At 43.9% G+C, this 17,880-nt stretch carries 21 protein-coding genes; 3 read left to right on the plus strand and 18 right to left on the minus strand.

Translation table 11 applies throughout. The annotated features are described in order from the left end of the window. Window positions 1-7: 7 nt before the first annotated feature. Complete coding sequence (locus tag AC5SXE_RS00785; RefSeq protein ID WP_310846858.1) at window positions 8-1,252, plus strand: NAD(P)-dependent malic enzyme; 1,245 nt, start codon at window positions 8-10, stop codon at window positions 1,250-1,252. Here the strand turns inward: AC5SXE_RS00785 and AC5SXE_RS00790 are convergent. From AC5SXE_RS00790 to AC5SXE_RS00830, 9 genes are read right to left on the minus strand one after another with little or no spacing between them, the layout of a single operon-like run. Beyond that, a complete protein-coding gene (locus AC5SXE_RS00790) occupies window positions 1,229-1,735 on the minus strand; it encodes a methylated-DNA--[protein]-cysteine S-methyltransferase (RefSeq protein ID WP_310846861.1) in 507 nt (168 codons plus the stop codon). The genes AC5SXE_RS00785 and AC5SXE_RS00790 overlap by 24 nt on opposite strands. A gap of 6 nt (window positions 1,736-1,741) precedes the next feature. Then, on the minus strand, window positions 1,742-2,308 hold the full coding sequence (locus AC5SXE_RS00795) for a methyltransferase family protein (RefSeq protein ID WP_310846864.1): 567 nt from the start codon (window positions 2,306-2,308) through the stop codon (window positions 1,742-1,744). Further along, window positions 2,305-3,336, minus strand: a complete 1,032-nt coding sequence (locus AC5SXE_RS00800; protein WP_493916297.1) for a lysylphosphatidylglycerol synthase transmembrane domain-containing protein — start codon at window positions 3,334-3,336, stop codon at window positions 2,305-2,307. The genes AC5SXE_RS00795 and AC5SXE_RS00800 overlap by 4 nt, the downstream gene beginning before the upstream one ends. A gap of 60 nt (window positions 3,337-3,396) precedes the next feature. Beyond that, entirely contained in the window at window positions 3,397-3,972 is a 576-nt protein-coding gene (locus tag AC5SXE_RS00805) for a D-glycero-alpha-D-manno-heptose-1,7-bisphosphate 7-phosphatase (protein WP_493916298.1), read from the minus strand. 4 nt (window positions 3,973-3,976) lie between these two features. Next, window positions 3,977-4,405: a DUF8042 domain-containing protein gene (locus AC5SXE_RS00810; RefSeq protein ID WP_303884522.1), complete on the minus strand. Its 429-nt coding sequence runs from the start codon at window positions 4,403-4,405 to the stop codon at window positions 3,977-3,979. Then, window positions 4,396-5,376, minus strand: a complete 981-nt coding sequence (locus tag AC5SXE_RS00815) for a GDP-mannose 4,6-dehydratase (RefSeq protein WP_303884524.1) — start codon at window positions 5,374-5,376, stop codon at window positions 4,396-4,398. The genes AC5SXE_RS00810 and AC5SXE_RS00815 overlap by 10 nt, the downstream gene beginning before the upstream one ends. A 12-nt stretch (window positions 5,377-5,388) precedes the next feature. Then, window positions 5,389-6,117, minus strand: coding sequence for a nucleotidyltransferase family protein (locus AC5SXE_RS00820; protein ID WP_493916299.1), 729 nt, complete (start codon window positions 6,115-6,117; stop codon window positions 5,389-5,391). Next, window positions 6,107-6,685, minus strand: coding sequence for a D-sedoheptulose 7-phosphate isomerase (gene gmhA / locus AC5SXE_RS00825; RefSeq protein ID WP_303884528.1), 579 nt, complete (start codon window positions 6,683-6,685; stop codon window positions 6,107-6,109). Before gmhA ends, AC5SXE_RS00820 begins: the two co-directional genes overlap by 11 nt. Window positions 6,686-6,702: 17 nt before the next feature. Beyond that, entirely contained in the window at window positions 6,703-7,695 is a 993-nt protein-coding gene (locus tag AC5SXE_RS00830; RefSeq protein WP_493916300.1) for a glycosyltransferase family 9 protein, read from the minus strand. Between the two features lie 232 nt (window positions 7,696-7,927). On the opposite strand from AC5SXE_RS00830, the gene fliD reads away from it, so the two are divergent. Continuing rightward, window positions 7,928-9,376 carry a flagellar filament capping protein FliD gene (gene fliD, locus AC5SXE_RS00835; protein ID WP_310846881.1) on the plus strand — a complete coding sequence of 483 codons (1,449 nt, stop codon included), beginning with the start codon at window positions 7,928-7,930 and terminating at the stop codon, window positions 9,374-9,376. Between the two features lie 50 nt (window positions 9,377-9,426). Here fliD and AC5SXE_RS00840 read toward each other — a convergent pair whose 3' ends face one another. The 3 genes from AC5SXE_RS00840 to AC5SXE_RS00850 form a co-directional block, all read right to left on the minus strand. Then, window positions 9,427-10,791, minus strand: coding sequence for a sodium:solute symporter family protein (locus AC5SXE_RS00840; protein WP_493916301.1), 1,365 nt, complete (start codon window positions 10,789-10,791; stop codon window positions 9,427-9,429). Between the two features lie 123 nt (window positions 10,792-10,914). Next, window positions 10,915-11,502 (minus strand): LysO family transporter, encoded by a 588-nt coding sequence (locus AC5SXE_RS00845; RefSeq protein ID WP_303882900.1) that lies wholly within the window; start codon window positions 11,500-11,502, stop codon window positions 10,915-10,917. A 2-nt stretch (window positions 11,503-11,504) separates the two neighbouring features. Then, window positions 11,505-11,822, minus strand: a complete 318-nt coding sequence (locus tag AC5SXE_RS00850) for a LysO family transporter (RefSeq protein WP_493916302.1) — start codon at window positions 11,820-11,822, stop codon at window positions 11,505-11,507. Window positions 11,823-11,971: 149 nt separating this feature from the next. On the opposite strand from AC5SXE_RS00850, the gene AC5SXE_RS00855 reads away from it, so the two are divergent. Further along, a complete protein-coding gene (locus AC5SXE_RS00855; RefSeq protein ID WP_493916314.1) occupies window positions 11,972-12,682 on the plus strand; it encodes a tRNA 2-thiocytidine biosynthesis TtcA family protein in 711 nt (236 codons plus the stop codon). Here the strand turns inward: AC5SXE_RS00855 and AC5SXE_RS00860 are convergent. The 6 genes from AC5SXE_RS00860 to AC5SXE_RS00885 all read right to left on the minus strand — a co-directional run bounded on the left by AC5SXE_RS00860 (window position 12,657) and on the right by AC5SXE_RS00885 (window position 17,679). Continuing rightward, the gene (locus AC5SXE_RS00860; protein ID WP_433913109.1) at window positions 12,657-13,058 is read right to left on the minus strand and encodes a cytidine deaminase; all 402 of its coding nucleotides are present in this window, start codon (window positions 13,056-13,058) and stop codon (window positions 12,657-12,659) included. The two genes, AC5SXE_RS00855 and AC5SXE_RS00860, sit on opposite strands and share 26 nt — an antisense overlap. 22 nt (window positions 13,059-13,080) lie before the next feature. After that, the gene (locus tag AC5SXE_RS00865; protein ID WP_303882894.1) at window positions 13,081-14,016 is read right to left on the minus strand and encodes a SufB/SufD family protein; all 936 of its coding nucleotides are present in this window, start codon (window positions 14,014-14,016) and stop codon (window positions 13,081-13,083) included. After that, complete coding sequence (locus tag AC5SXE_RS00870) at window positions 14,003-14,755, minus strand: ABC transporter ATP-binding protein (RefSeq protein ID WP_303882893.1); 753 nt, start codon at window positions 14,753-14,755, stop codon at window positions 14,003-14,005. The genes AC5SXE_RS00865 and AC5SXE_RS00870 overlap by 14 nt, the downstream gene beginning before the upstream one ends. 91 nt (window positions 14,756-14,846) lie before the next feature. Beyond that, on the minus strand, window positions 14,847-16,223 hold the full coding sequence (locus tag AC5SXE_RS00875; protein ID WP_493916303.1) for a phosphoglucose isomerase-related protein: 1,377 nt from the start codon (window positions 16,221-16,223) through the stop codon (window positions 14,847-14,849). A 27-nt stretch (window positions 16,224-16,250) separates the two neighbouring features. Beyond that, a complete protein-coding gene (locus tag AC5SXE_RS00880; protein WP_303882618.1) occupies window positions 16,251-16,496 on the minus strand; it encodes a glutaredoxin family protein in 246 nt (81 codons plus the stop codon). A 124-nt stretch (window positions 16,497-16,620) separates the two neighbouring features. Next, window positions 16,621-17,679, minus strand: a complete 1,059-nt coding sequence (locus tag AC5SXE_RS00885) for an NAD(P)-dependent alcohol dehydrogenase (protein ID WP_310846898.1) — start codon at window positions 17,677-17,679, stop codon at window positions 16,621-16,623. Window positions 17,680-17,880: the final 201 nt, after the last annotated feature.

Raw genomic sequence — 17,880 nt, forward strand, 5'->3', positions numbered from 1 at the left:
ATATATCATGTTAATAGAGCGGCATCATGCAATTGAGCTACATAAGCGAGTTAAAGGCAAAGTAAAGATGGGCCCATCAACCAAGCTTCGCACAACGGACGATTTGGCCTATGCATACTTTCCGGGAAGTCTTGTTGTGGCAAGCATAATTGCCGAGGACCGAGAAGCCGCTTTTGAATACACAGGAAGGGGTAACAGCATTCTTGTCGTTTCGAACGGATCCTCGATTTTAGGCCTTGAAAAACAGGATCCTTATGCCATACTACCAATACTTGAAGGGAAATGTCTGGTCTTTAAGGCTTTTGGAGACATCGACGCTTTTCCCCTTTGTCTAGAGGTTAAAAATGCCCAAGAGATTATAGAAGTATGCAAATTAGTTGCCCCCACCGTCGGGGGTTTGAACATATCCAACATATCACCATTAACTTCTTTTGATATTTTAGATAAATTAAAAGATTCCCTGGATATACCTGTATTTTCGGATGATCACTACGGGATAGCTGTAGCGCTCTTTGGTGCTCTTAAAAACGCTTTAATCGTGGTGGGGAAAAACCTGTCTGACATAAAAATAATCATATGGGGAGCCGGCAAAGCCGGCATTTCAACGGCAAGACTACTGCTTAGCGCCGGAGCGGGGCAGGTCATTGTAGTAAATAGCCATGGAATCCTTACAGCTTCTAATCCTTTCATGAATCGCGAGCAGGCCAAACTGGCAGAAAGCCTCGACGTAAGTATGGATTACCAAAACATAAAAGGGGCAATGTCCGGAGCAGATGTCTTTATTGGATTATCTACAAAAAACGCCTTTGATCCCGATTACATAAAGTTAATGAATAAAAATCCTATTGTCTTTTCCTTGGCTTTACCCGAGCCGGAAATAAGCCCGGTCTTGGCTAGGGAAAAAGGAGCCGCTGTAGTTGCCAGCAGCCAATTTTGGACCACCACGATTAACCCAATTGCGAGCTTTCAAGTGTATCCAGGCATCATGCGAGGAGCGCTCGATGTTCGTGCTAGGAACATAACTACTGCCATGCTTTTGGAGGCAGCCGATGGTTTTGCAAGTTCCATAGACCAAAAACGTCTGTCGCCTGACAACATAGTACCGCCCATATTCAGCGACGAAACTACTCCACGGATAGCAGAAGCCGTTGCTCAAACAGCCATTGAGGAAGGAATAGCCTTAAATCCATTACCAAAAAACAAGGTATACGCCAAGACATGGGAGAGGTTATTTGGCGGAAGAATTGTTTAAAACCTTCGCTTCGTAGATCAAGAGACGCCTCTTCAACTCTACTCCCTGAGGGCCGCCATAACCTAACAACTTGCCGTTTTTGCCTATAACCCTATGGCAAGGCACAAAAAGGGGCCACGGATTATTCCGCAAGATCGTTCCCACAGCTCTCGACGCCCTCGGCTTTCCAGCCAAAGAGGCGACCTCGCTGTAAGATTTGGTTTTTCCAAAGGGTATGTCTTTTACAACGCCGTAAACCTTCTCAGCAAGAACTGAGGGTTTTTTAAAAGAACCCAACGTAACTTCAAGCCTTTCGCCATTCCAAAGCCCTTTCCAAACCTCCCGCAACCAAAGAGGCGGATCGCCAGGGGGCAGCAAATTCGTGGGCTTTACTCGTATGATTATGTTGCCATAAAATTTTATTTCAAAAGCACAAAGGGGGCTTGATAATACACATGAACTTACCGCTTCTACATCTCTATAATTCATGATAACTATTTCCATAATCCATCACCACCACAGCCTAGTCACGAGCAAGACAGTTCCAGCTACGGTCACATGCAAGGAATGCCTTTCACTTTTCAACAACACTTCAAAGGAAAAAGGACCTTTAACCTCTTCCTTTGAGGGCAACCTCCTTGGCACCAAAGATCCAGTTTTAGCTTTGTATTTAAGGTATTCATCGCCAAATTTTTCTTCAAGAAAGTTTTCTTCGTAGGGTATTATAAGAAAACAATAAACAAGCACAAAAGCGACAATAAATACCGGGATGCTCCACCCTCCGGCCATCATTGCCCATCCCAGCCCAATGATGCCATTGCCAAGATACAAGGGATTTCTGACGAAGGCGTAAGGCCCCCAAGTTACCAAACAAGATGCCTTGACCTCTACCCCTCTATACAGTCCGATTGAACCGGCTGCCCAAAACCTGATCGCTTGACCTGCAATCACAAACATAAGTCCCAGTAAAACACCCTCGTATATAGGTTTGGCAAGAAAGAATATTACTAAGTAAAATGCCGTCCATATGCCACCTCTCCATTTAAAGGCAGCCTTTCTAACCTCAATTAGGTTCATTGCTTTTTCCTTTCTAGAATTGCAGATATGATTTCCATCCCTATCGTCTCGAATGCCACAATGGTTCCTATGAAAATAGATAAATAGTGAGTAAAGAATCGCCATCCTATTGACAAAACGCCTGCAATATTAAGGGGGACTAAGACTCTATAAATGGCCGCGCCTCCACCTTCTGCTATACCGCTAGCGCCAGGAGTAGGAACAAAATACAAAACAAAAAAGAAAAGACCTTGGATCAAAATAGCTTTTTTAATGGATATGCCTATCCCAAGAGCCCAAGCAAGAACGGGTAAAACAAAAATGGCAGAAAAAAGATAGGCAAGTGTTAAAAATACTAACAAGGCAAACCTGAAAATTCCACCAGTAAAGAGCAATTTCATATTCTGTGCGTAGAGATCTATTTGTTTATTAAAGAAACGCACTATTGAAAATACGCGCAAGTTAAAGACGTCAAGTCGGTCCATCCGTAACGTCACCACTTTTACTAAATGTTTAATAAGATCAGATTTTACAATGCTCACAATGACCAAAATGCCAAATAAAAGGGCAAAAATTGTTGCATATAAAAATACACCCATCATGGCAACACTTTCTTTGAATACATCTGGAACAAAAAGCAATGACAAGGGAACGAAAACTCCCAACACGACGACAGTCACAACCGTCCTAGTTAAAGCCAGGGCCAGTCCCTTGCCAATGGGAACGCCGTTATTGCGAAGAACATATATTAAGATCGGGCCTCCCCCACTTTGAAAGGGTGTAATAGCAGAACCAAAGGCATTCAAAAAAACCAATGAAAGGGCGGTTTTAAAGGGTACGCGTTCTTCCATTATCTCAGCTATGACCTGTATGCGGAGTGCGTCAAATACCCAGCCCAGAGCCGCTAAAATCAAGGCCATGGCAACTCCTAAATATCTTGCTTGCATCAATAAGCGCCAAGTCTCGCTATCACTCGTGTAATGTATGACCAAAATACCTACGAATATCGTCAACCCTACAAACCACATTAAGCCCCTTCTCAATGACAAAAGACGCGGCCTCCCCACTATTTAGAAAAACTTTTCTTTTGATTTTGTCTCAAATATATCTTAGGCCCTGGCGTTATTTGAGGCTATATAGTTAGCTGCTTCCAAAAGATCGTCTTTTACAGCGTAAAAAAACGGCGGTTCATGGACGATATTTTGTTCAATCATACGCCCATGACCGGTTCCAAGAAACACACCTCTACAGCCTGCATTTCGCGCAAGCTGCATATCTACCAAAGAATCTCCAATCACCCATGATCTCGAAATATCTATGTTACACGCTCTCGCGGCTTCCTTCAGCATTCCAGTTTTTGGCTTCCTGCATTCACAGTCAATATCGTAAGGCGGAAAGCCTTCCGTGGGATGATGCGGACAATAATAAAAAGCGTCTATTTGAACGCACTTTTGGGCCAGCATTTCCCGAAGGACAGAGTGAACCTGCAATACGAAGGATTCACTAAAAAACCCTCGTGCTACCCCGCTTTGATTCGTGACCACGATCAAAAAATATCCCAGTGACTTTAGCAGCTTTAACCCCTCGGGAACATTCGGCAATATCTCGATTTGCGACAGGGAAGAAAGATATCCCACTTCCTTAATCAAAGTGCCATCTCGATCCAAAAAAACGGCAGCATTCAAGGATTTACTCCCCCTTGATGGCTATATCGTGTAATTCATCCACGTAAGGTTTTATATCTCTGAATCTAGGCAAGATTTCTTCTCTCAGACGAAATGCCAACTCAAAAAACTTGCCTTCCTGCAAACAAGGCATTGCGTCCTCAAGAGAATGGGTCAACGCTTGGCTAACCTCCAGCAAGTTGCCATCGGCAAAATTTTCACCTTTGAGCCCTAGTAACAATATGCTATTTTGAATGACTCTCATAACCCAGCTAATGCCTTCCATCAGTTTAGACATGAGCATTAACGCCTCTTGCGTCTCTTCATTTTCCAGCTTTTCCGCGACCAAATCCACTCCTTGCACGACAACGGGAATATATTTTTTAGTCTCTTCCAAAGCTTCTATGACGAGCTCTTTCACATCACGCCTTTCACCATCAATATCTACAAACATTGTCCTAACCCTCTGCTTTCTTTTAAGTTATCTACCCACCACTTAATCATGTCTTCAACGGTTTTTTCTAAAGGAATTTTTTGAACGAAACCTGTTTCTCTTTTAAGCTTGCTTAAATCGTTCCAGTAAATAGGTTCATCTTTTTCTCTAACCAGGCTTTGATCAACGACTACATCCACCTCTACCGGGCAAGTTTTTAATACCATACTTAGCAATTCCTCTATGGAGCAAGGATTTTCTCCAGATACGTTGTATGCCTCGCCACTTTTGCCCTTTTCCTCTAGTAACGAGAAAGATTCAACGGCATCCCTCACGTCAAGAAACGCCCTTTTTGTATGAAGGTTTCCGACGCGAAAGATTGGTTCCGTAATGCCTAGCTCAATTTTAGCCCTCCTGTAAGTAAAATCCGATACGACTTCGCCTTTCCTGCCAGGGCCTACGCAATTACCAATGCGAAGCCTTATTATATCAAGACCATAAGTGCTAAAATAAGTAAACCCGAGCAAATCTTGGGCGGCTTTTGAAACACCGTATACATGAGCCGGCCTAAAGGGTTGCTCCTCGGTAACGGGAGTTTCCGAGGGATCGATGAAGCCATAAGCAGCTGTAGAGGAAGCCAGCATTATCCTTGAAGACTTTAACTCTAACTCTATGATAGACTCAAACAAATTAAGTGTCCCCATGACATTGGTCTCCATCGTATAGGATGGTTCTCTGAAGGATTCCATCGGATAGCTTTGAGCGGCCAAATGATATATAACATCGGGTCTAACTTCGGCCAAGGCTTCCTTTAAATGAGGCTTATACCTTACGTCTACGTTATAGACCTTTGCGGCAAAGGGGAGCACATTTTTCATGTCAGAAGTTGGGCGAAAATATGAACCATAAACCTCATAGCCCGCCTTGGCCATATGTTTAGCGAGATGTGATCCTATAAATCCACCGATTCCCGTTATAAAAGCTTTTTTCAACAAAATAACCTCCTAAAAACGTAGAATTTCGGGGATTTCCTTTTGTGCCCTAAAATAATCTTCAGGAACGCCTATGTCTATGAAGTAACCATTTGATTTGTAGGCGTAAACGACCCCATTTTCTACCAATTTAGGGATCACCGCTGCCTCCCATGATAAACGCTTCAAGGGAAGTTCTTCCACTATCTCTCTTTCAACGATGTAGACGCCGCCATTAATTAACCAGAAGCCATCGCTTTCGGGAGGGATATTTTTTTCTGCAAAGGAAATCACCTTGGAATTTTTGTCCACTTTGACCGGATCAACGCGTGAAAGGTCCTTCCACAGCCTGACGGCTATGGTAAGTTTGGCCTTTTTGCTTAAGTGAAAACTTAACATTTCGTCATAATCCAAATCCAACAAGGTATCTCCGTTCAAAAAAAAGAAACTCCGTTCGTCTATAAGCGGCAATGCATTTCGCAAGGCTCCCGCCTTATCTAAAAGTTCTTCTTCCAAGCTATAGGCCACCTTAACATTCCATTTATCTCCATCTCCGACAAAAGCCATGATCTTTTCGGCGCCATACCCTAAAAGCAACAATACTCTATCAACACCCTTGCGTCTGAGCATAGTCAGGAGCCAATCTAAGAAAGGCTTTCCTGCTACGGGTGCTAATGCCTTAGGAACGTTTGAAACAACCCCTCTTAGGCGCGTACCCAACCCGCCAGCAAGAATGACGGCCAATCTTTCGTTATTTGCCATCGAAAAGTTCGCCCTCCGTCAAGCCACAAATTATGTGCCCCCACAACATATGAACTTCCTGTATCCTTGGCGTGTCTTCAGATGGAACACTTAAAAGCACATCACACAAAGGTCTCATGTTAGCCACGTTCATTCCGGTAAAGCCGATCGTCTTTAAACTCTTTTCTTTGGCCAAAGCGAGGGCTCTCAGGATGTTTTCGCTCTTGCCGCTCGTAGAAATTCCAATCAATACGTCCTTGGGCCTTCCGAAGGCCTCAACTTGCCTGACAAAGACGTCATTGTAACTATAGTCGTTTGCTATAGCGGTCAAAGCACTCGTGTTGACATGCAAGGCCATGGCCGGAAGTGCCCTTCTTTCTTTTTTAAACCTTCCCACTAATTCGGCTGCCAAATGCTGAGCATCCGCAGCGGAGCCCCCATTACCGCAAAACAATACCTTGCCTCCCTCTTTGTAAGCTCCTATAACCAGATCGGCAGCTTTCTTCACAGCTTCAAGCAAATCGTCTTTTAAAAGTAGTTTATTTAGCTCAACGGAAGCATTGATTTGTTCTTCTATCAACTTTATCAATCGCGATATCCCTCCTCCTAATTTAAAAGTTCTTCGCATGCCTCGAATACGTCATCTACCCTTATTTTGGATATGCAGGCAAAATCATCATATAAGCAGGATTTACCGACGCAAGGAGCGCATGACATGGGAGGGGCGACCACTCGATGCTTCGTTCCCCAAGGACCATACCTCTCAGGACTAGAAGGACCGTAGAGCCCGACCATAGGAACACCAACAGCGCTGCCTATGTGCAACGTACCGGTGTCATTTGTGACAAATAAGGAGGACGTTTCAAGCAAAGCACCTAACTCTCTTAAAGGCACTTTTCCCGTAAGATCAAGAGTATCGTCATAAGGGAGATTGTCTAAAACTTGCCTGCCTAAGTTTTGTTCTTCCTCTGAGTACCCTATCACGCCTATTACAACACCATGTTCCAAAATTAGCAGATTGGCCAGTTCAATGAAATTGCGTATCGGCCATCTCTTTGGAGGCCAATTCGCGCCGGGATTAAATATTACGAGTTTCCTTCCGCGCACTTTATCAGAGCGCTTTGCCTTGACGAGTTTTCTTAGCTCTTGGGGAATGTAGAATCTTAACTGTCTAATTTTTATCGGCACCCCGAGGGAGGTCATGGCTTGTAATGTCCTTTCTGCTTCATGTAAGGTCTTGGGCAGAAAGACCTCCCTTAAACCCCACAGGGGGGAATAGCGTGCCCCAGAAAAGGGCGGCATAATCGTAGATCTTAAATCTATGATTAAGTCGTATTTGCCAGATCTCATAAGCTTTAAAGCTTTTATCCTGCCTTTAAATCCGGCAAACTCTCCCCCTCTGTCGTAAATCATAACTTCATCCCACATGGGATCTCCTGAAACAGCTCCCAAGGCCCTGGGACCAACCCATACCGTAAATTTGGCGTTCGGCAGAAAGAGCTTTAAATTCCACAGAGCAGCCGATGCCATCACCATATCGCCAAGGCAAGAAAGCCCTATTACGAGCACCTTTTTAATTTTCTGTGGATCTATTTTCACAAAGTTTCCCCCGTATTAAAAATTAAGATAATCTAATCCTATCATGCCTAAAATATTTTATCATCTGGAGCAAGTAAACAAATTGCCCGCACTACTAAGGGAAGCAAATTTTAAAAAGTCCCTAAAAACTTCTTACTTTCATTCAAGAATAAAGCAAGAAATGCCGATTGTTTATATAGTATAGTTTTATATAGTATAGTACAGAGGCTACAAGTAAGGGAGGAATACTTCTATGACTATGAGTAATCCCCTTTTTCAGGTTACTGGACTTGTTTCGGGCATAGACTGGGGAACTATGATAGACAAGATCATGGAACGAGAGCGTAAAATCGCTGACGTTTGGACTTCAGAAAAAGAAAAACTTGAATTTAGGATAGACCTTTACAATGAATTTAGCGCAAATTTCAAAACACTGCGCTCAACTTTAACGCCACTTAAGCTGTCTTCCACTTATCTGGCAAAAACTGCAGAGATTGCTAACATTGGCAGCTCTTTAGATCCTTCATCCGTCCTGAGCATAACGGCAACGGCCGACGCTGAAATTGCAAGATACGATATTGAAGTCGAGCAGCTTGCGCAAGCACACAGCGTGGCAAGCAAAAAAGTAGACGACCCTTCAGCTGCCCTTGGTTTGGAGGGAAATTTCACAATTAAAGTGGGAGCAAATGAGGCTGAGATCGAAGTAATCGAAAGCGATACTTTATCGTCATTAGCGGAGAAAATTAACTCCGCTACCACTGAGGAAGAATTACCTTTAGGCATTACTGCAAGGATCTTGGACAACAAGTTGATACTTACGAGCAACGATACTGGAGAAAGCAATGCCATCACAGTCGTTAATGACGATGACGACATTTTAAGTGCCCTTGAAATTTGGAGCGAAGGAAATTTTACTCACGAAATTAAAGCGGCACAAGACGCATTATTAAAAATAGACGGACTGGAAGTCCAAAGATCGAGCAATGAAATCAGCGACTTGGTTGAAGGCCTTACCTTTAAGTTAAATGGAGTTGGGCATGTGGTAACTGATATAGTGCTCGATGCCGAAAAGGCCGTAAATGCAATAAACGATTTCGTGGAAGCCTATAATGCTGCCATAGATTGGATCAATATCAGGGTATCGGAAAAACCTATAGAAGACCCAACGGAAGATTACCAAAAGAGAATAGGAATGCTCCGAGGAGATCCCCTGCTTTGGCAAACAAAATCCAGAATGCGCGCTCTTATCTCCGATCCCATAGCAACGGAAGGTGCCTTTAAAATGCTGTCTCAGATCGGAATAACCACCGAAGCGGCCGATTATGGGAAAAGCGGCAAGCTCGTATTTGATGCCGATAAATTCATGGATGCCATGATAGCAAATTCAGAGGACGTAGCTTCGCTTATGACGACTGTAACGGCAAAATTTGATAACTTTATCGGAAACATCGTTGACAATGTTCCCATTGTCGTAGGCTCTACGACAGCGACCAAAGGACGAGTCGCAAGCGAGATAAATCATTTAAACAATAGGATCACTACTATAGATAAACGCATCGCAGATTTCGAACAACGCTTAGCCATCAAAGAAAAGGGGTTGATAGAACAATACACGCAGATGGAGACCGTTCTAGCTCAACTGACGCAACAGGCGAACTGGCTAGCTGGAATCGTTACTCAACTTTCAGCAGTGAGCGGATAGCCTTAAACCTTGGCCCGGCCTTTGAATTTAAGCTAAAAGCCCGCTTTGTGTTATTTGATGCGGGCTTTTTTGCTGTTATAAATGCCGAAAAGTGCGATCATGGCAGAAACGCACACGCCAATTAAGATCCCTTCTCCGGGAAGTTTTAACATAGGCCACAGACAGGCTATAGTTATGCCTGCAACACCTGACATAAAAGCCATCCCGGGAGAAAGCGAGAAAGAAAAAACAGCCGCAACTAGGGGTACAAAAACACCTGCACCTCTAAGTCCCATGCTCAAATAACTCCATTGCAGAATAAGCGAATCGGCAGCCCTCAGACTTGTTATAAAAGCTACAACAATCACGCAAAGCAAGCTTAACCTATTTATCACAAGAATCGTCCTACTCGATGAGAGCTTCTTGAAGGATACGTACAAATCATAAGATATTGTAGTCGCCACGCCTAAAGACAGCCCGGCCGCCGTGCCCAAGGATGTGATAAAAAGTGTCGCCCAAGCCACACCGCTTAAAGCCTTCGGAAAGTATGTATATAAAAAATACGGAAGGGCCTGGGAGGGCTCTATGACCACGCCCTCTCTACGTAGCGCAAGTCCGATCCAAATTCCAAGAAGCCCGATCGGAGGCATCAGAATTGCCGATAACAAAGCGCCCCGTTTGGCCGTTTTTTCACTTGAGGCCGACAAAACAGCTTGGGCATAAATTTGCGTGCCTAACGTGCCAAGTATCAAGGACAAACAGGCGTTTAATTCCTTAAAGACTCCTCTGGCAAAGAGCGAAAAAAATGGAAACCTTGGCAAGTCTTTAACAAGAGCACGTGGAGTATGCCCTAATTTATAGGCAAACACGGCGCAGGCAATAAGGGTAAAGTAAAGCAAGACGAGCTTTACCTGTCCTATGGCGCTATAACTTTTAGTTCCTCCCGAATAAATGAAGGCCAAAATGAGAAAGGCGACGAGTAAATTTAACGCCCAATAGGGTAAGGGCACAATAGCGGATAACAAAGCGCAAGAGGCAAGAAATTGCGCCACAACTGCTATAAGAGTCCCGATGATGGAACCTACTGCCGCTAATCGGCTCATCTGCAAACCGTAATGCCTGGATAAAAATTGAGCCAACGTAGTCACCCCTGATTTTCTTAAAGGCTCAGCAATAAAAAGGGCTAAAAGTAGTGAGCCAATTCCTCCGCCCAACGTAAACCACCAGGCAGATAAACCATAAACGTAAGCCATCTCGGCCGTTCCAACGGTGGAGGCTCCTCCTATCAGTGCGCCAAGCAATATTCCGGAAACTGCAAAGGGATTGGCCTTCCTGCCAGCTAAGGAATATTCTTCTTCGTCTATTTTCTTCCCGGAAGCCATAACACCTACAGAAATAACAAAAATCATCGTAGCCGCCACAGACAGAAAAAACATAGATACTTCATCCTCCAGTCGACATTGTTTAGCATAATAAGCACATAGCATTCGCCCTGTTACATGTCAGATGAATTAAATCTCAAATTACCAACGATTATGTTGCTCGGCACTTCACATATTTTATAAACTTAATATAACAGGCACTAAGATAGGCACAAGCAAGGTAAGAAAAACTCCAGACACAAATGAATATATTACTACGTCTGGAGTGTTACTCTTCACAATTACGGGCAACAAAGTATCCATTGCGGTAGCTCCCGCAATCCCTATTGCTTCTAAGGCGCCTACGCGCTTGCTAATAAATGGTATGGATATTAAGGCAATAATCTCTCTTATCACATTGGAAAGAAAGGCTACCATTCCAAGTTCAACGCTATACATTTGCGCAATAAGGACCCCAGAAAGTGAGTACCAACCAAAACCCGCCCCGACGGCTAAAGATTCTTTCAATGGCATCTTCAATATTAGAGATGTCCCGATGCAACCAATCGCAGTACCCAATATCGTGCCTATAGGAACAATAAAAAGCTTTAAGCCATTATTTTTTATGTCCCTGAATGACTCTTTGTTACTGCCAAGATCTATGCCTACTGAAAAAAGTAGTATTAATAAACAAAAAGTGATCACATAGTCAGTTAAGCCATTTAAAGGCATGCCTAAAAAGTACCCCGAAAATATGCCAATCAAAAGGCAGGAAATGATAACCATTGTCAAGAATTTTTCATCCCTTTCTTCGAAAAAACCCCGATTGTAATATTTATGCAAAGCACCGTACCCAACACGGACAGTAAAGATATTACAGCTGCCTTAAGTCCAATAGCTCTCAATGCCAGAAGCACTTCGTCGTTACTTCCTATTTCAAAGCCGATAGTAAGAATTAACACTACAAGACACAACGTCTGCAACTTTGCGTTATGTCTTATAATCGACATCGGCACCTTCTCGTAATAACCCACAAGGGCGCCAAAAAGCATAAATACTATGTAAAAATACATACTATTGTGACTAATAAATTTAAGGATATTCACATGAGCCTCCTGTATACAAGGGTGACCACAGGCATATTTGATAAGATTTGGCCACCATGGATATTATGGATATTGTTGTATTATAACAAATGATTCCTTTTAGTTGAACTTCGGTAACAACCGGTGATATTCTCTTCTGGGTGATAGATATGATTTTTTTGCCTGAACGAATTAAGCGCGCTGTCGGTGATGCGGTCTGCGCATATTCAATGATCGAAAAGGGAGATAACGTGTTGGTTGGGCTATCAGGCGGGAAGGATAGCTTGATTCTCCTTGTGGCCTTAAAACACCTGCAAAGGGTAAGTCCCATAAAGTTCAACATTGCCGCACTAACGATAGATCCCACAGGTGGCAAGTTTAGCTCATCGGGCTTAAAGAATTTTTGTGAAAGCCTTGATGTTTCACATATTTATTATCCCTATCCTATATTTGAAATCATGAAAATTCGTAACGAAGGCTCGCCATGTAGTTTTTGCGCCAACATGAGAAGAGGAATTTTGAGCGGAATAGCCAAAGATAGGGGATTTGCAAAAGTTGCCTTGGGACACCATCTTACGGATACCGTTGTAACTTTATTGCTTAACATATTCTTTTCCGGCAGGTTTCATACCTTTCGCCCAAAAACGTGGCAGAGTCGAACCCAAACGTGGGTGATAAGACCTTTAATATATCTTCCGGAGGAAACGATAGCTTCCGCAGCATCCAGCATGAAGCTGCCCCTGAAGGACCTGGAGTGTCCTTATGGTAAAAACAGCAAAAGAACCGCAATGGAAAAACTACTAGAAAGCATCAAAAAAGAATCTCCCCAAGCAGAATATAGCGCCTTAAGCGCCCTCAAGAAGGCCTTTTGGGCCGATTAAAAAGACGAAAAGTATAAGGCAAAAGATCTGAAAGGCGCATTTGAAGAAATTTACCTTCCAGGTTAAAGGAAAAAACATCAAAATCTCCAAATTCTGCCATTACCTGAAGGCATGCACCACAAGGAGGCACTGGGTTCGTTTCATCGGCACATATGACGATTGCCTTAAAAGCGCGCTCTCCCTTTGATATAGCGTTATAAATAGCAGCTCTTTCAGCACAAATGGTTAAACCGTAAGATGCGTTTTCTACGTTACACCCTACATAAATTTTGCCGGACTCTGAAAACAACGCAGCCCCAACTTTAAAACCGGAATAAGGGGCGTAAGCATTTTCCCGAACTTTTTTTGCAAGGGCATAAAGTTCTGTAATATCCACGTCTACCGCGTCCCCAAAATAGTCATCTTAATAAACCGGAAACCACGACGTCCACAGCTTCGTTTTCGGTTAGTCCCTTTGCCATGAGTCCCCATAGCTTTTCGCTGGCTATCCTGCCTATGGCAGCCTCATGGGTAATCTCGGCCCCTGGATGTGTAACGGATACAACGGGAACCGCTTCCGCGCAGCCATGACCCTGAACCACCTCGGTGCAATCGACATGTCCTTTAGCTCCTTCTGCTGCACCCTCAATCTCACCAAAAAACTTACCGAAGCTGTTATCTTTTAGCACGACTCTTGCCTTCACCAATCCACTTGAGTTCTCGCCGCATAGCCGCACTACATCTCTCACGCTGCATTGATCATCATATTTGCCGTAAACTTTTGAGGTCACCTCAGCGCTTCCCAGACGGCCTATGACATCTACCTCTATATCAAGGGACAAATTCCCCACTCTTCCCTCAACTAACGTGAAATTACTTACAAATTTTCCCTTCTCCTCCACAATCACACGAGTAACGGGTCGAACTTCTATCTTGCCCTCTGGTCCATGGACGTGTACTTCCTCATAGGTCATATTAGCGCCCTTGCCAACATTTATTTCGCCTTCCATGGCATGAAGAAATTCTATAGCGTTTGGAAATATACAGTGGGCATAAAACTTCGCTTTGGCGCCTTCTTCCAGAATGATTTTACTTTCTATGATCTGCTTACCTTCCTTGCCGAGGTGACCAAAACATAGGTGTACGGGTTTTTCAAGCACAGTTCCCGCCTTCACGGTAAAAGTTGCCCTCACACCGTACTCGGTCTCTTTGGCATCGATAGCGAGTCCAGGAGTATCTTGAGAGGCCAGAATGTTATTTGCGTGAACTATGACGTGCGCCTCGTCAGTTTTAATTGGCTCCCCCGTTTTTTGGGTAATTTCAATCAAGGCTGAATACTCTTCACTTAGATTCATAGTAAGCCACCTCGCTAGTAGCAACCGGGTCAGCACAGGGCTCGCATAAAGACATATAGTATCGCTTTACGGCCTTGGGTTGACCTTCCAACATCACCCTCCCGTTACAGAGTAAATAGGCCCTGTCGCATGAGGAGGCAATGTCATCCCTATGAGTTATGACCAAAACGCTACTTCCAAAATCGACAAGTTTTTTAAAAAGTTTTACTACATCTCCCAAGGCCAACAGGTCCACACCTGAATCTGGCTCGTCAAGTATGGCAAGTTTAGGCTTCATCAAATAAACGGAGGCAAGTTCCAGTCTCTTTCGCTCTCCTCCTGATAAAGATTTATCAACAAATCTATCAAGATAAAAGGGCTCCATTTGAATGAAATCCAGCGCTTCCTCCAATTCTCGCCTCGTCGCATCTTTTCGCGATAGCCTCAAATATTCTGCTACAGTTATGCCCTCATACCTTGCAGGATATTGCCATGCCAAAGTTATTCCCAGCCTCGCTCTCTCGGTTATGGAAAGGTCAGTTATATCGCTTCCCTCAAAAAATATCCTTCCTAAATCTGGTTTATAAGAGGGAAGCCCCATTATGCTATATGCCAAACTGGTCTTGCCTGCACCATTTCTACCCAACACTCCTGCCACTTCTCCATGTCCGACCTTTATGGTAACCTGATCGAGCAATTTCTTGCCATTTTCTCTTGTAACTGTAATGTTATCTACATGAAGCAAAGCTGCTTCCGTCATCTATTGATTCCTCCATAGAACCTTCTATTTTTTAGCTAGACCCTGATCGCCAAAAAAAGGCCTAAATACCGATCATTTTCCCTTGGGAAGCTTATAAAATGATCTCGATATTTCGACACTTACCGAAATATTGTTCCACCTCACCAATGTACTCCTCGAACCCTTGACGTCCCATAAGGGAATAAATGTAACGCTTTCCTTGTTCGACGCCGGGTTGATCAAAGGGATTTACATCCATTAAAAGTCCCACAAGAGCCGTTAAATATTCATAGAAAAATACCAGAGCGCCGATATATCTTTCGGAGACCTCCGGTATGCTCAAATACACGACAGGCTTTCCTGCCTTGATCAAAGCAGATGTTGTTGATCGAGCTTCTACGCTCAAAAGCTTCCCCATGGTTTTGCCAAATAGAAACTCGAAGTCCTTTAATGCATCATCATCGATATCGTCAGGCAGCTTGAAATAAGGCCTATTTTTAACATCAATGATAGTGATGAGCTTATCGTCGGGACCTTCCATATAAAGCTGAAGTTGAGAATGTTGGTCAATAGCGCCCAAGGCTCGAACGGGCGTGGTGCCCAACCCATTTTTTCCTAAACTTTCCCCCCAAAGCTGAGCAAACCACTCCGCAAAAGCAGAAAGGCAGTCTCCATAAGGCATCATTACAGACATGTTCCGCCCAGCTCTTGCGTGAAGTACGTTTAGTCCGGCCAATACCCACGCAGGATTTTCCCACAAGTAGTTTCGCATTACGAGCCTTTGATCAATCTCTCTTGCACCATGAAGCAATCTTTCTATGTCAATGCCTAGTGCCGCAGCGGTCGCAAGGCCTACTGAAGATAATACAGAATATCTCCCTCCCACGCTTTCGGGGATCTCCAAACTCCTGCACCCGCGCGCCCTAACGAATTTCCGCAAACTACCTCTTCTAGAATCGGTTATTACCAAAAAGTGTTCAGGAGCTTTGGTGCCAAGATTTTCTTTCGCTCTTTGCCACGTCCAAAGGAAGTGTGCGATGGTTTCTGTAGTGCTGCCAGATTTGCTGACCACAACAAATACGGTCTTTGACAAATCAAGCCTGTCCAACATCGCGGTCGCGGTTACGGGGTCCGAATTTTCCAATAAATAAAATCTTGGTCCTTTCCTTAAAGGCGTTTCAAGTTCATTATAAAAAGGGGGAAGAAGCGCGTTTACGAGCATCCTGTTGCCTAAAGCAGAGCCTCCTATGCCAATTTGAACGATTGTATCAAACTTGGAGAGCCAACGACCTGTTTCGATTATCTCCGTCAGGTTCTGATAGGGCAAGTTGATCCACCCAAATCCTTCTGCATCATCTCTGCCTTTTTTACGCAAAAAAACATCTGTCTCTTCGATCTTTTGAGACAAGCTGTCAATGTCTTCAACTTTGACCGGATGATTTCCGCTCGTAAAGGCTCCACCCACGCTCACGCTTAAAAGCTCATCCAACGCGCACTCCCCCCTTCGAGCTTCGTGCTAATCTAACAAGTCATTTTCTTTCAAAAGCTCACTGATGGCCTCAGGATCATAACCTACAATGAATTTATCGCCAACAAAGGTAACGGGTACCCCCATTTGACCAGTCTGTCTTACCATTTCCATAGCGGCTGCCCTATCTTTGCTGACATCTATCTCCTCATAGTCTACTCCCAGTTCCTGTAAATATTCTTTGACCCTTGTGCACCAGGGACACGCAGGCGTGCTATAAACCTTGACTTTCATAGTTTACACCTTCCTCGAAAATATTAAATTAGGCATACCAAACATAAGCGAAAAAACTATACCATAATACGAAAAAAAGCGCAACGACTCTGCTATGCCAGGTCCACGAAAAATATTTGTAAGGTTATTGGATAAGCACTACCGGTTTAATGAGGTCCCTTGGTTTATCCTTCATCAACATGAGGGCCTCTTCGATACGATCGAAACCCTTGAAAACATGCGTCACAAGTTTTCCCGGGTCTACGCGACCATACCGTACAAGTTCAATCAGTTTTTCCATCCTTAGCCGTCCGCCTGGGCAAAGCCCTCCTCGAATAGTTTTATGCGCCATGCCACAACCCCATTCAAGGCGTGGGATGGGAAGTATATCTCCTTCTCCAAAATAATTGACGTTTGAAATGTTTCCCCCTGGTTTTGTTATTTTTACTGCGGTCGCCAAAGTATCAGGATTTCCACCAGCAATAATAGCCACGTCTACTCCTGCCCCGTTTGTTATTTCGAGAACCTGTTCATCCACGGGAGCTATTTTGTAATTGATCACGTGTGTCGCGCCGTAGAGTTTGGCAGCTTCTACGCATTTTGGGCGAGTACCGGTAACCAAGATACGAGATGCCCCGCGCAACCTGGCTCCCGCAACTGCCATAAGTCCTACCGGTCCTACGCCAAATACAATCACAGTATCACCTATGCCGATGTCTGCAAGTTCGGCCCCGTGTATCCCGGTAGTCATCATATCGGTTATCATTACGGCCGATTCCAGAGGTATGTCTTCTGGCAAAATCGCCAGATTCATATCGGCATCGTTGACGTGGAATAACTCTCCAAAAACACCATCTTTAATGTTTGAGTATTTCCAGCCAGCCAAAGGACCGCCCGAATGCTGAGGAAAACCTCTTTGAACTTCGATGCTTCGCCAATCGGGAGTTATTGCTGGAACTACTACCTTATCGCCTGGTGCAAAATCCTTCACTTCGCTTCCAACTTCCGCAATTTCCCCCACTGCTTCGTGACCCAGGATCATATTTTGACGCTCACCGAGCGCGCCCTCGAATACAGTGTGAATGTCCGACGTGCATGGCGCAACTGCTAACGGCCTAACCAGAGCATCGTAAGGACCAACCTGAGGTTTGTCCTTCTCAATCCAACCAACTTTTCCAATCCCAAGCATTGCAAATCCTTTCATAATAGCACCTCCATCAGCGCCTGATTCTTAACAATAGTTTATAATTATAATTTGATAATCTTTTGCTTGTCAACGAAAGCGCCAAAATATTTGACATGAGGCTGAAATATTATCACCACATAAACGGATAGGGAAATGTTACTATGAGAAAATAAACATTTGCTCGAACCCCAGTAAAGCAAGATCGGAAATATCAAATTA

It is taken from the genome of Acetomicrobium sp., assembly GCF_059026225.1.

Bases quoted from the DNA above. Each gene is read 5' to 3' on its own strand.
- AC5SXE_RS00820 (WP_493916299.1), bottom strand. From the start codon at position 6,117: ATGGCAAATAACGAAAGATTGGCCGTCATTCTTGCTGGCGGGTTGGGT.
- AC5SXE_RS00810 (WP_303884522.1), bottom strand. From the start codon at position 4,405: ATGTTTGTAGATATTGATGGTGAAAGGCGTGATGTGAAAGAGCTCGTC.
- AC5SXE_RS00790 (WP_310846861.1), bottom strand. From the start codon at position 1,735: ATGGAAATAGTTATCATGAATTATAGAGATGTAGAAGCGGTAAGTTCA.
- AC5SXE_RS00880 (WP_303882618.1), bottom strand. From the start codon at position 16,496: ATGAAAGTCAAGGTTTATAGCACGCCTGCGTGTCCCTGGTGCACAAGG.
- AC5SXE_RS00795 (WP_310846864.1), bottom strand. From the start codon at position 2,308: ATGAACCTAATTGAGGTTAGAAAGGCTGCCTTTAAATGGAGAGGTGGC.
- AC5SXE_RS00845 (WP_303882900.1), bottom strand. From the start codon at position 11,502: ATGGTTATCATTTCCTGCCTTTTGATTGGCATATTTTCGGGGTACTTT.
- AC5SXE_RS00785 (WP_310846858.1), top strand. From the start codon at position 8: ATGTTAATAGAGCGGCATCATGCAATTGAGCTACATAAGCGAGTTAAA.
- fliD (WP_310846881.1), top strand. From the start codon at position 7,928: ATGACTATGAGTAATCCCCTTTTTCAGGTTACTGGACTTGTTTCGGGC.
- AC5SXE_RS00855 (WP_493916314.1), top strand. From the start codon at position 11,972: ATGATTTTTTTGCCTGAACGAATTAAGCGCGCTGTCGGTGATGCGGTC.
- AC5SXE_RS00885 (WP_310846898.1), bottom strand. From the start codon at position 17,679: ATGAAAGGATTTGCAATGCTTGGGATTGGAAAAGTTGGTTGGATTGAG.
- AC5SXE_RS00865 (WP_303882894.1), bottom strand. From the start codon at position 14,016: ATGAATCTAAGTGAAGAGTATTCAGCCTTGATTGAAATTACCCAAAAA.
- AC5SXE_RS00840 (WP_493916301.1), bottom strand. From the start codon at position 10,791: ATGTTTTTTCTGTCTGTGGCGGCTACGATGATTTTTGTTATTTCTGTA.
- AC5SXE_RS00870 (WP_303882893.1), bottom strand. From the start codon at position 14,755: ATGACGGAAGCAGCTTTGCTTCATGTAGATAACATTACAGTTACAAGA.